Here is a 12,312-nt window from a genome sequence, read left to right as displayed (position 1 = left end):
AAATGGAAACGACCGACAATCACCTGGAGCCGCTGCAAGGGCTGAAAATCATCACAGAAGCCATTTCCCAAACCAGGGAAAATGCGCGGGAGCACAGTTTTTTGTTCCTGCTATGGGGCTGGCTCATAGCAGCGAGTTGTATCCTGTTTTTTATTTTGAAAACGTTCACTTCATTTAAGCTGTTTTTCCTCCCTTTTCCGGTACTGGTAGCTACAGGCATTTTTCTTTCCTTCCGGCATTATCAGTCGCGGCCGGGAGCGGTACAGACCTATCTTGGTTTTTATCTGAAGAACCTCTGGCTTGTACTGGGTATCAGTTTTATGGTGTCTGTGCTGATCAATGTGCTGCAACATAACCAGCCTTTTACCAGTAATATGCTGATTGGTGGCGCAGGTACGCTGGTAACAGGACTGGTATTACGTTTCCGGCCACTGATCAGCGGAGGTGTATTGTTTTTTATTTTGGCAGTGACCAGTATCTTTGTGCCTGAACAGTATGCCCCTTTGCTGCTGGGCGTGGCCGTACTGACCGGCTATCTGGCACCAGGGTATCTGCTTAAAAAGTCAACAGTATAAACAAATACGGATGTTCAATGATTTAGATCCTGTTTTAAATACACCGGTACGATTGGCCATCGTGTCCGTACTGATCAAATTAAAACAGGCCGATTTTGCCTATTTGATGGAAACCACCAATACTACGCAGGGCAACCTGAGCCATCAGATCAAAAAACTGAGTGAAGCAGCATATATCGAAGTGATTAAAACCTATAAGGGCAACTATCCGCATACCATCTGTAAACTTACCGCCAAAGGCCGTAAAGCTTTTGAGCAGTATGTGGACGATATTAAAAAATACCTGCATCTGTAAGGGTGCAGTCAACCGGTACGATGGCCGGCTTTTTTTAAACCATTTTAGTTTGCAATACAAACTACATTAATAATACGATCACCATGAAAGGTAAAACCATATTGATCACCGGCGGTACTTCTGGGCTGGGTGCCGCCGCCGCCCGAGCCTTCGCCGCCATGGAGGCGCGGGTAATTTTTTGTGGCCGCCGCCTTGCTGAAGGATTACAATTGGAAACCAACATCCGTCCGGACGGTGGCGAAGCCACCTTCGTACAAGCCGATGTTACGAACGAGCAGGAAGTGGAACACCTCCTCAACGAAACATGCAGGCGGTACGGCCCGCCGGATGTTGCTTTTAACAATGCCGGCGCCAACCTATATACCGGTCCGCTGGAACAGATGACCAGCCGCCAGTTCTCCGATACGCTGGCAGTGAACCTCACAGGCATCTTCCATTCCCTCAAATATGAGATACTGGCCATGAAAGCCCACGGTGGCAGCATCATCAACACCGCCAGCACAGCGGGCGTGAAAGGCGTAGGTCAGGGCATCGCGGCGTACGTGGCCGCCAAACACGGCGTCATCGGCCTTACCAAAGCGGCAGCGCTGGAACAGGCACGTCACAACATCCGTGTCAACGCGCTGGTGGTGAGCGCCATCCAGACGGAACAATGGCTGCAACGCATGGCCGCTAAACCCGGCATGCAGGAAAAAATAGCCGCCGGCATGCCCATCGGCAGGATATCTACGGTGGAAGACATCATCCCCCTTATCCTGTTTCTCGCATCAGAACAGTCCACATACATCACCGGCGCTGCTATCCCTGTCGATGGCGGCATCACCGCCGGATAAACGCTTAAATCAACACTATGCATCTTCTTTCATTATGGACGGCCACCATCGCCGCCGCTGTCGTTTTCCTGGCAGGCTCCTGGGAGCGCATTTTCCGCATGCCACACTGGTTTGCCGATCCCCCACGCTCCTTTGCCCTGATCACACCACAAACCAAACATTCCGCACGTTTCTGGATACCCGTGCAGCTGCTGTTCCTTGTTTCATTCATCACCGCACTGGCCACCAACTGGTTGCGGCCTGCAGTAAGGCCTTATCTGCTGACGGCGCTGGTTTGTTTCCTCGCTGTGACCATTCCTACGGCCACCTATTTCGTGAAAGAAATCCTCGCTTTCTCTAAAATGAATAACGACGCGCCACGTACACCGGAACTGCTGAAAAGAAGCCGGCAATGGATAAAATGGACCACCTCGCGGAACATCCTGCAGCTTATTTCGTTTATCCTGCTCGTGTGGGCATTGTACAACGAATACCATTAAACAGCAGACATGAAACGACTATGCATTTTCTTACTGACGCTACTTGCCTTACCAGCTAACGCCCAAACTAGCCATCGCATGGATATTCAACAAATAAGACAACAGTTCGACCAGCTGGGAGACATCTACCCTACCGATGAAACCGTAAAAATTGAAAGCACGACCATAGCAGGTGTGCGCTGTCACTGGTTTATACCAGTCAACGCTACCGTCGGTGAACTCATCATACTGCTGCACGGCGGCTCCTATGCACTAGGCTCGTTGCATTCACACCGGGCCATGACCAGCCACTTCGCCTCCACGCTCCGCCGCAAAATACTGCTGGTGGAATATGCGCTGGCGCCTGAACATCCGTTCCCCGCAGGCTGCAACGATGCCGAGAAAGTATACCGTCATATCGCTGCCGCCTATCCAGCCACCAGCATATTCCTGTTGGGCGACAGCGCCGGCGGCGGCATACTCGTCTCCGTCATCCACCAGTTATCCGGTACGCCCGTCAAACAGCCCGCCGGTGTGGTGCTCATCTCGCCCTGGCTGGACCTCCGCTGCGAGAACGAATCATATGAGACACGCCGTGCCAACGACCCTATCCTCAGCAAAGAAGAGATGAAACGGTTTGCGGATTACTACGCACAAGGCAGGATTGAAGCCGCCAGCGCAGGATTGCGCACCTTCGGCACCTTCCCTCCGGTACTGATACTGACAGGCTCACGGGAAGTACTATACGACGACAGCAAACATTTCTATGATCGCATCCGGACTGTCGCTCCCTTCGCCGATATGATCACCTTTGAAGGGCAGACACATGTATGGCCGCTGACAGCCATACAGTCGCCAGCCACCATCAGCACACTGGAGAAAATCAGCGCCTTCATGGATGTTCATGGATAAATATTAGTTATCTTACAAATCATCAATTTGTACCTCATGGAAAACCAGACTGCGCTTCTCTCCGCCTCTACATTGGTAAAAGCGCCCATCGAAAAAATATGGGACTACTGGACAGGGCCGGAACACATCATGCAATGGAACAATCCATCCACTGAATGGAAAACCACCTCCGTAGAAAATGACGTCCGCTCCGGCGGCAAATTCAGCTTCGTCATGGAAACAGCCAATGGCAGTGGTTTCACCTTCGCAGGCACCTATGACGAAGTGATACTCCATGAAAAACTCAGCTACGTCCTGTCCGACGGCAGAAGGACCATCGACCTGTTCAGCATTACCCCGGAAGGCGTATCCATCACCGAGCTGTTTGATCCGGAAAAAGGTACGCCCGAAACTGAGCAACAGGCTTTCTGCGCAGGCGTGCTCGAACACTTCCGCCGGTATGCAGAAAATCATTGAGTTCCACCCAACAAGCAATAACAAAGGACGGCCCTATGGCCGTCCAGTTTGTTTTATATTCCCTATCTTCGCCGCAATGATCTGAAATTGTGCGTTAACGACATGAAATACAATATCAAGGGTAGAACATATACCTATATTGCCGGCATCAAAGACAATAACCCCGTCAGACTTAGTTTTGATCAGCTTTCCGTCCAAACGTTCCGCCTCAGCTTTGAGCCGTGGCACCAAAACGGCTATTGGGACCATACCTGCGTGCCGCATGTGCTCATGGACGGCGATACCGTTATTGCCAATGCCACCGTCAACGTCCTGCAGGTACGCTGGCAGGAAAAAGAGCAGACCTGGCTGCAGCTGGGCACTGTCATGACACACCCTGACTACCGCCACCAGGGCCTTTCCCGGTGGCTGATGGATAAAATCTTCGAAGAGTGGAAAGGACAGTACGATGTGATGTTCCTTTTCGCCAATGAAAAAGTGCTTGACTTTTACCCGAAGTTCGGATTTGTGCCGGCAGGCGAATACCAGTATCATACCCGGCAGCTGGCACCACAACCAGGAAAAGTACGTCAGCTGGATATGGACAACGCGGCCGACCGCGCGCTGCTGCTCCAAAAATATGCGCAGTCCAACCCGTTTGCCGCGCTCACCGTCACCAGTCCCGCCGGCCTGTTGATGTTCTACTGCACACAGTCGATGCAGTCATGCATCTATCACCTGGAGGATGTAGATATGGTAGCTGTGGTGGAACACGAAGATGGTGTGATGACCTGTCATGATATTTTCGGTGAGACCCATCAATCGTTGAGTGATATTTTGCCGGTGCTGATGAAAAAAGACACCCAACAAATAACGCTGGGCTTTACACCGAAAGATAATAGCGGCTTTACCATGCTGCCGTTGAAGACAGAAGACCTCACGCTGTTTGTACTGGAGAAAAACCTGCGTCTTTTCTCCGGTAATCAGCTGATGATACCAACCTTAGCACATACATAACATAACATAACATAATATCATATCCCACCGTAAAGAATCTGTTTTTATGAAGAAGCTGTTATTTTTTTTATTTGTTTGTATCTCCCATCAACTGTTTGCGCAGGATTTCCGGGACATGCGCAGCTGGTCGCTGTACATGAACGGTAGCGACACCGTGGACCGGTACGTTTTTGCCGACACCGCCTATGTCCGGGCATCCCCCGATACCAAACAAACGCCTGTGGACACGCTGCTGGCTGGTGATAATATCACCCTCACCGGCGTTGCCTCCCAAAGCCTGACCATCCGCGGCATCCAGGGACCGTGGCTGAAAATCGCCTACACCAAAAATGGCGAATACCGCAAAGGTTACATCTGGCAGGGGCTTGTAAGCTGCTCACCGATGCGCCGCGGCGATCTCAAATTTGTATATGGCATCGAACGCAGGGCCGACAGCATCGCGGTATCCGGCAACAAAAGAGATACCTTCCCCAAATACCTCGTACGCCTGAAAGTAGTGCAAAATGGGGTGCTGCTGGCGAAAGCCGCACAAGTGATCGGCGACGATGAATCCGCCAATTTCAGTTATGGCAAAGTAATGAGCGGCATGGGCCTTACCAATGTGCAGCACATCGCCGTGCTCTCCTTCTCCGGTGAAGCCTGTGGTATCCCGACAGACGATTACTATTTCGCCTGGACCAAAGACGGCCAGCTGGTACAACTGCCCTCCAAAACCAATATCGGCGATGCCGATGTTTACTATCACAGCGAAGAGTTCACCTTCCCTAATGAAAAAAACGGGCAGCCCGATATGATCGTGTGGAATATGGAAGAAGCCGAAGCCACCGACAAAGTGGACAAGGATGGCGCACATGTCATGAAAGTGACCGACAAAAAAAGCAAACGTTATATCTGGGACCCGGAAAACAAAAAAGTCACCGCGATAAAATAGTATCCATGGCCGAACACAAACCCGCACCCGATTTGTATGCGCCTTTTGCCGTATACGACAAAGCCGCATACTTTGCCAATATCCACCCCGTGGAATGGCGCGCCCAGCTTCAGTCTTCCACCGGCGGCCGGCTGTTCAACATCAAATATTATGGTGAGCTGTACCGCTGGGAAGTAAAACAAACGCCACGCCATATCGAACATCACGAAAAACACTACGGAAAAAACTTCAATGGCCTCATCACCAATACAGATGAAGCGCCGGAGCTGATCTATGCCGTAGATATTCTTACCGGCGAAGAAATCCTGTTGTTCGACGGCGCCCGCCAGGGCCATGATAATTACTTTTGTAACGAATGGACTCCGGAACAGCTGAACAACAGGGCTGCAACGCAAACATATACCGATGCAGCCGGCAACAGCGTGTTTGAGATTGTATTACACGCTTTCTTTAACATCGATTACGAAGATGAACTGGACACCTTCCTGAATGAAGAAGGTGAGCTCCGGCTGATCACCGGAGAAAAAACCGATCTTGCCTACCTGCAACGCAACGGCTTCGACGCTTTCGCCATCGACGCCTATAACGAACAGGGAGAATTTGTATCCATCCACAGCGCCGAACTGGCCTGACACCTTAACCTGAAAAACAAAAATCATGTCCGACAAAAAAATTTTCTTCGCAGAAGGAGAAAGCCCCGAAATGCTCGACGCTTATGCAAAAGCCCAGGCCACTTTTAAATATTTCTGGCGGGAACTTTCCTGGGAACATCGCCGTATTGTTCCCGGCCTGAACGTGGCCTGCGTAAAAGTGGCGTTCTCCCAACAGTTCCCCGGTGCTGACAGACCAACAGTAGAACACATGTGGATCAACGATATTAATTTTGATGGCGATACCATCTACGGTATCCTGATCAACGATCCGAACGAACTGACCAACGTGAACAATGGCGATGAAATCAGTGTACCGGTAAGCCAGATCAGCGACTGGCTGTTTGCCATCAACGACCGTACCTACGGCGGCTTCACCATGCAGGCTATGCGCGCGGGTATGACCGAAGAGGAACGGCAGGAACATGATGAAGCCTGGGGCCTCGAATTCGGTGACTACAACCATGTGCTCATCGTCAACAAGCAGGAAGAAAATCCGGAGAACCTCATCGAACATCCGATGAGCAAAAACATGAAGCCCAGCTTTGTAGACTTCCTGAAACAGAACCCCGGAGAGCTGAACGCAACAGACGATGCCGGTTTTACATTACTGCATAAAGAATCCATTGCCGGCAATCTCAGCATCGTGGAAGTGTTGCTGGAACATGGCGCCGATACCTCCAAACAAACTAACGCCGGGAAAACAGCCCTGGACTATGCCAAACAACTGAACTGGGAACACCTGATTCCTGTATTGGAGGGAAAATAAATCTACAACGGCAGCAGTGTTACTGCTGCCGTTGTTTTATATGAACATTGCTTTATAATCCTGCACAAACTGCTCAAAGCTAATTGCCGCCTGACCGGTCACCTCCGGCACCGCCTGGCTCACAATCACCGCTTCGTTCCTTGCATAATGCGCATAGTCCTCAATTAAGCCACCTACCTGCCATTCAGGGAATCCGGCAGCCCTCACCGCACCTTCCATCTGTTCTGGGCTTACGTCAATAAACTTCACCGGTTTCCCCAACACTTTGGTCAGTATGTCCGCCATCTGACCATGTGTGAGCGCTTCTCCGCCAGTGATATCGTAGATCTTGTTTTCGTGCCCTGCTGTAGTGAGCGCACAGGCCGCCACCGCTGCGATATCGCGTACGTCCACCGCGCTGATGGCAGCACCTCCCACGGCGGCATAAAACTGTCCGTCTTTTTTGATGTAGTCCGCAAAGGCCAGGAGTCCCTGCATATACAGGTTGGGCCGGAGGAAGGTATAAGCCATGCCCAGTTCTTTGATCTTGTTCTCCACGCGGGCATGGTAACGCAGGAAGCGGACAGGCGACTGTTCCGCCGCTGCAAACTGCGACAACTTAACGATGTGTTGCACCCCTGCAGCCTGTGCGGCGGTCACAAAATTTAGTTGCAACGCCTCTGCCTGTTCAGATGAATTTGTGAGCAGAAAGGCTTTATCTACGCCCTGCAGGGTTTCACTGACGGCCTCGGCGTCAGCCAGGTCAGCCTGGATGATCTCAGCCAGGGGAAGGCTTTTCAGGTAAGTGCTATTATCCCCGTTGCGAACGATCGCTTTAAAAGGTACCTCGGCGGCAGCCAGTTTCTTTACCAGTTGTGTCCCTACATTTCCGGTCGCGCCGGTGATCAGTATGGTAGCTTGTGTCATAAACTTATTTTTTTTGTTTGATGACACAAAGATGCTTCGCCGCCACGGCCTGGAATTGTAAGAAAACGAAAACGCGAAAGCCAAAATTTTCGCCTGTCAACAAAAAAATAATTTGCGAAACCAATTAGTTGCACATATATTTGCAACCAAACGGTTGCCATATTAAAATCCTGCACATGAGAAGAGATATATTTCAGGCAGTAGCAGATCCTACAAGACGGGCCATCATGGTGCTTATCGCCATGCAGGCGCTGACACCCAACGCCATAGCGGCCCATTTTGACACCACCCGGCAGGCGGTATCGAAACACCTGAAAATCCTGGCGGAATGTGAACTGGTCAGCCAGGAGCACCGGGGCCGGGAGATCTATTACCAACTGGAACTGAAGAAAATGAAAGAGATAGACATCTGGCTGGAACAATTCCGCCGTATGTGGGAAGATCGTTTCAATCAACTTGACACTCTATTATCCAATTTAAATAAGCAACCATGAGCATCCACCTGCAATTTGATTTCCTGGTAGACAAGGACAAAAACACAATGACCATCCGCCGGGAGTTCCGGGCCAAACGCCAACTGGTATGGGACGCCTATACGAAAAGTGAACTGCTGGACAAGTGGTTTGCCCCCAAACCATTCACCACAAAGACCAAACACATGGACTTCCGGGAAGGTGGTTACTGGCTGTATGCCATGGTAGACCCTGAAGGCAAAGAATACTGGGGACGTACAGACTACCAGAAAATCCATCCGATTGACTATTACACCGCGCTGGACGCTTTCTGTGATGATAACGGCGATATCAACCCTGCACTGCCGCGCGCCAAATGGGACGTGCGTTTCCAGGACAAAGGCGAAAATGCGCTCGTGGAAACGGTCGTTTCCTATGCATCGCTCAACGACCTCGAAACCGTGATTAAGATGGGTATGGAAGAGGGCATGAAATTAACGCTTGAAAAACTGGATGAACTGCTGGAGTCCCAGGGCTAAAGCCCTGGGCTACGTTCAGCTTACATTTTAATTCAAGAAGCCCGGGCTACATTCAGCTTACATTATAGCTCAAAAGCCCGGGTGCATTTGTAACTTATAAATTGATAGTATATGACCAAAATTAGCGTTCAAACGATTGTGGCTTCAGACGCCCGGAAAGCCTGGCAGTATTACACCCAGCCGGAACATATCACCAAATGGAATTTTGCATCGGACGACTGGCATTGCCCCAGCGCCAGCAACGACTTAAGGGTTGGCGGCAAATACAACGCACGCATGGAAGCCAAAGACGGCAGCTGGGGATTTGACTTTGAAGCCATCTACAACAACATCGACAACGGCAAAAGTTTTACCTATGTGATGGGCGACGGCCGTGCTGCGGAAGTTGTGTTTGAAGGCCAGGGAAACAATACAGCCGTTACCGTTACCTTCGACGCGGAAGATGAGAACCCGGCCGAGATGCAACAAGCCGGATGGCAGGCTATCCTGGACAATTACAAAAAATATACGGAAGCCAATTAACGGTTGTCATTCTTTTACCACGGACTTTCCTCTCCATCCCTGTCATTGCTGTAATACTTACCAGTCGGGCCATCCGCATCGAGTGTAGCGAAGCGGACTATTATTGCCGCGGCATCTTCCACGGTGCCGGTGCCTCTGTGTTCATTAAAATCCGTAGCGGTATATCCGGGGTCCACCACATTCACTTTAAAAGCAGTGTCGCGCAGTTCATAAGCCAGTGCGAGCGTCCAGGCATTGAGCGCTGTTTTAGACGGGCCATAGGCAGCGCCTTTGATGGGATAGTACATCCATGACGGGTCACTGTGCAATGTAAGTGAAGCAAGGCCGGAAGTAACATTCACGATCCTGGGATGGGGAGCTTTCCGCAACAGGTCCATAAAGGTTTGGGTAACCTCAATGGCGCCGAAAAAATTGGTTTCAAAAACACTTCGTATAGTCGATACCGGTGCAGATGTGGGGAGTTGGGGAAAATCGCCCCTGATACCTGCATTATTAATCAGCACATCGAGTTTGTCTGTGGTACGTCCTATCAGCTGGCGGGCCGCATGGATGGAGCCGGCATCTGTTACGTCCAGCGGCACAACAGCGGTATTTTCCGATCCCAGCTGCGCAGCAGCCTCCTCTCCCCTTGCCACATCGCGGCTGCCGATGTATACAAAATAGCCTGCGTCCAGTAGTTGCCTGGCGGTTTCAAAGCCGATGCTTTTATTTGCTCCTGTAATGAGTGCTGTCTTCATGGATGACCTATTTACATGTTAGACCGCAAAATTACCGGTATGCCTGTCGCCGCAACGGTACACTTTGCGGGATCAATGGTACATTTCCCGGGCGGCTGTCCGGAAGGCCAGCGGCGTCTGCTGACAGCCCCGTTTAAAGAAACGGTTAAAATAAGAGGCGTCTTCAAATCCCAGCGCAAACGCAATCTCCTTGATAGAACTGTCAGTATGGAAAAGCATGCGCCGGGCTTCCAGCAGCAGGCGGGCATGGATGTGCTCAATAGCCGACCGGCCGCTCTGCTCACGGACAACATCCCCCAGATGGCCGGCAGTAATATTCAATAACCCGGCATAAGCCGCCACTTCGTGATGTTGTGTGTAGTTTGATTCTATCAGGCCCAGGAATTTCTTCAGCAACTGACGTCCGGGGCGTTTTTCACTGGTGGTAAACTGTCGGGTATACAAACGGCTGAGATAAATCAGCAACACGTGCAGATAAGCCTGTAACATGGTACTGTGCCAGTCAGGCCGCTGTTCATATTCCTCCGCCATACGCAGCATGATATCGCGGACATACGCCACATCTTCCTTCTCCAACGGCATCTCATGGCCATTGTCCGGGTTCTGGATGACAGGCAGCTGCCTGATCTGCTGGTTAGCAGCCGCGTCCAGGAAGCCTTCGGTAAAATAAAGCACCATACCTTTCATCGGTTCCTGTTCTTCTTTCACATGCACCTGGTGCGGCGTTGTGAAATAAAACGTGTCCGCCTTCAGCGTATAAGGGTGCATGTCCACCCAATGGCGGCTGCTACCCTCCTCTACCAGCACCAGCATGTAAAAATCCTTACGGTGCGGCGACAGCAAAATGGACGGCATCTCCCTGGAATCCGTGCCTATCCGGCGAATGTCAAAAAGATTGTTCCGTCCACCGGACTGCTCCAGAGAGTATTTGGGAATAGAAGAAGCTCCTGAAATCATATCTTAAAAATAAGCGAATATTGGTTAAAAGAGATCTTCTACCGTTAACCTGATTTCTGCTCTTTTTATGTTTACTGTGGTACAACAGGAGTTATAAATTTTTATATCGCTGCAACGCTTCCAGAAAATAATAATCTGCATATACCAGCGGCACATCGATCTCATTATTATGCGGGATGCTGCCTACGCTGTGCATGAGGATAAAATTGCCATTGGCTCCTTCAGGCGCACGATAAGCCGGACTGCCCAGTACATGCAACATGTCAATGGCAGCCTGACGGTATTTTGCGCCCCTGGCAACATCTACATAACCACTCAGCTCAAACAGCGCTGAAGCCACAATGGCTGCGGCAGACACGTCGCGGTATTTTGTTTTTACGTTGACTGCATTAGACCGCATCCCTGGGGCGTATCCTTTTTCCTGTGCGTTAAAATCCCAATAGGGCACTTTGTCTTTCGGCAGGTTTTTGCTGTTGAGGAACCAGTCGGCCATACCTGTGGCTGTTTTCAGGAAGCGCGGATCTTTTGTTTCCCGGTAGATCATGGTAAAACCATAAATGCCCCAGGCCTGGCCACGCGCCCAGGTGGAATTATCTGCATATCCCTGTGCCGTTTCCCGCGCCAGCACTTTGCCATTGGTAGTATCGTAACATACTACGTGATACGAACTATAGTCCGGCCGTATCTGGTTATGCATGGCCGTCTCTGCGTGACTGACAGCGATGTGCCGGAAGCTGGTATCACCGGTTACTTTGGATGCGAAGAACAGCAATTCCAGGTTCATGAGGTTATCGATGATCACCGGATAGCGGTACATCTGTTCTCCATGCCAGGATTTAAAGGCATTCCAGGATTTAATGCTTTTGGTGACGGGGTTGTAGCGGGTGCTGAGCGAACGTGCGCCCTGCACAAGGATGTCGCGGTAAGCTGGGTTGCCGGTCAACCGATAGGCGTTGCCGTAGCTGCAATACATCATAAACCCCAGGTCGTGGTGCTGCGTAAAATGTTGCAGCGGCGCCAGTTTTTCTGTCCAGCGGACCGCCTGCTGCCGCAGCACCGGATCTTTTGTCAACTCATATGCATACCAGAGCGAGCCGGGGAAAAAGCCGGGCGTCCAGTCGTACATGGAGGTAGTGGTCATCTTCCCGGCTTTATCGGTGGTGCGGGGAAAAGCCAGGCTGTCGCGGGTTTCCGTTTCGTGCAACATATGCGTCAACTGCTGCCGCGCAAAGCCGGTATTACTGTTGATAAAATCCTTTTCTGTAAAAGAGGTGTAAGCCGTCAGTCCTGCGGCTACCGCCAAACAAAGCCATGGTTTCATAAT

17 protein-coding genes are annotated in these 12,312 nt (G+C 50.9%); 13 read left to right on the top strand and 4 right to left on the bottom strand.

What is annotated here, in order from left to right; all coding sequences use genetic code 11:
• Positions 1-2: 2 nt before the first annotated feature.
• The 10 genes from HGH92_RS21025 (at position 3) to HGH92_RS20980 (ending at position 6,875) form a co-directional block, all read left to right on the top strand.
• The gene (locus HGH92_RS21025) at positions 3-575 is read left to right on the top strand and encodes a hypothetical protein (protein WP_168872712.1); all 573 of its coding nucleotides are present in this window, start codon (positions 3-5) and stop codon (positions 573-575) included.
• Between the two features lie 10 nt (positions 576-585).
• Entirely contained in the window at positions 586-870 is a 285-nt protein-coding gene (locus tag HGH92_RS21020) for a winged helix-turn-helix domain-containing protein (protein ID WP_168872711.1), read from the top strand.
• An 83-nt stretch (positions 871-953) separates the two neighbouring features.
• Positions 954-1,703: an SDR family NAD(P)-dependent oxidoreductase gene (locus HGH92_RS21015; RefSeq protein ID WP_168872710.1), complete on the top strand. Its 750-nt coding sequence runs from the start codon at positions 954-956 to the stop codon at positions 1,701-1,703.
• A gap of 17 nt (positions 1,704-1,720) precedes the next feature.
• On the top strand, positions 1,721-2,182 hold the full coding sequence (locus HGH92_RS21010; protein WP_168872709.1) for a hypothetical protein: 462 nt from the start codon (positions 1,721-1,723) through the stop codon (positions 2,180-2,182).
• 78 nt (positions 2,183-2,260) lie between these two features.
• On the top strand, positions 2,261-3,073 hold the full coding sequence (locus HGH92_RS21005; protein WP_168872708.1) for an alpha/beta hydrolase fold domain-containing protein: 813 nt from the start codon (positions 2,261-2,263) through the stop codon (positions 3,071-3,073).
• 36 nt (positions 3,074-3,109) lie between these two features.
• Positions 3,110-3,529: an SRPBCC domain-containing protein gene (locus HGH92_RS21000; protein WP_168872707.1), complete on the top strand. Its 420-nt coding sequence runs from the start codon at positions 3,110-3,112 to the stop codon at positions 3,527-3,529.
• Between the two features lie 102 nt (positions 3,530-3,631).
• The gene (locus HGH92_RS20995) at positions 3,632-4,525 is read left to right on the top strand and encodes a GNAT family N-acetyltransferase (protein ID WP_168872706.1); all 894 of its coding nucleotides are present in this window, start codon (positions 3,632-3,634) and stop codon (positions 4,523-4,525) included.
• Between the two features lie 46 nt (positions 4,526-4,571).
• The gene (locus tag HGH92_RS20990; protein WP_168872705.1) at positions 4,572-5,456 is read left to right on the top strand and encodes an SH3 domain-containing protein; all 885 of its coding nucleotides are present in this window, start codon (positions 4,572-4,574) and stop codon (positions 5,454-5,456) included.
• A 5-nt stretch (positions 5,457-5,461) separates the two neighbouring features.
• Positions 5,462-6,088 carry a hypothetical protein gene (locus tag HGH92_RS20985; RefSeq protein ID WP_168872704.1) on the top strand — a complete coding sequence of 209 codons (627 nt, stop codon included), beginning with the start codon at positions 5,462-5,464 and terminating at the stop codon, positions 6,086-6,088.
• Positions 6,089-6,113: 25 nt separating this feature from the next.
• A complete protein-coding gene (locus HGH92_RS20980) occupies positions 6,114-6,875 on the top strand; it encodes a DUF2314 domain-containing protein (protein ID WP_168872703.1) in 762 nt (253 codons plus the stop codon).
• 36 nt (positions 6,876-6,911) lie between these two features.
• On the opposite strand, the gene HGH92_RS20975 is transcribed toward HGH92_RS20980, so the two are convergent.
• The gene (locus tag HGH92_RS20975; protein ID WP_168872702.1) at positions 6,912-7,781 is read right to left on the bottom strand and encodes an SDR family oxidoreductase; all 870 of its coding nucleotides are present in this window, start codon (positions 7,779-7,781) and stop codon (positions 6,912-6,914) included.
• 176 nt (positions 7,782-7,957) lie between these two features.
• On the opposite strand from HGH92_RS20975, the gene HGH92_RS20970 reads away from it, so the two are divergent.
• The 3 genes from HGH92_RS20970 (at position 7,958) to HGH92_RS20960 (ending at position 9,294) form a co-directional block, all read left to right on the top strand.
• Entirely contained in the window at positions 7,958-8,275 is a 318-nt protein-coding gene (locus tag HGH92_RS20970) for an ArsR/SmtB family transcription factor (RefSeq protein WP_168872701.1), read from the top strand.
• Positions 8,272-8,772, top strand: coding sequence for an SRPBCC domain-containing protein (locus HGH92_RS20965; RefSeq protein ID WP_168872700.1), 501 nt, complete (start codon positions 8,272-8,274; stop codon positions 8,770-8,772). Before HGH92_RS20970 ends, HGH92_RS20965 begins: the two co-directional genes overlap by 4 nt.
• 111 nt (positions 8,773-8,883) lie before the next feature.
• The gene (locus HGH92_RS20960; protein ID WP_168872699.1) at positions 8,884-9,294 is read left to right on the top strand and encodes an SRPBCC family protein; all 411 of its coding nucleotides are present in this window, start codon (positions 8,884-8,886) and stop codon (positions 9,292-9,294) included.
• Positions 9,295-9,308: 14 nt separating this feature from the next.
• On the opposite strand, the gene HGH92_RS20955 is transcribed toward HGH92_RS20960, so the two are convergent.
• From HGH92_RS20955 to HGH92_RS20945, 3 genes are all read right to left on the bottom strand, one after another.
• The gene (locus HGH92_RS20955) at positions 9,309-10,031 is read right to left on the bottom strand and encodes an SDR family oxidoreductase (protein WP_168872698.1); all 723 of its coding nucleotides are present in this window, start codon (positions 10,029-10,031) and stop codon (positions 9,309-9,311) included.
• A gap of 72 nt (positions 10,032-10,103) precedes the next feature.
• Positions 10,104-10,988 (bottom strand): AraC family transcriptional regulator, encoded by an 885-nt coding sequence (locus HGH92_RS20950; protein ID WP_168872697.1) that lies wholly within the window; start codon positions 10,986-10,988, stop codon positions 10,104-10,106.
• 91 nt (positions 10,989-11,079) lie between these two features.
• Positions 11,080-12,309, bottom strand: a complete 1,230-nt coding sequence (locus HGH92_RS20945) for a glycoside hydrolase family 88 protein (RefSeq protein WP_168872696.1) — start codon at positions 12,307-12,309, stop codon at positions 11,080-11,082.
• Positions 12,310-12,312 lie beyond the last annotated feature (3 nt).

The organism is Chitinophaga varians (genome assembly GCF_012641275.1).
GTDB classification, from domain to species: domain Bacteria; phylum Bacteroidota; class Bacteroidia; order Chitinophagales; family Chitinophagaceae; genus Chitinophaga; species Chitinophaga varians_A.
The sequence above is the reverse complement of the archived record's forward strand: the minus strand, read 5'-3'. Positions and strand labels throughout refer to the sequence as shown.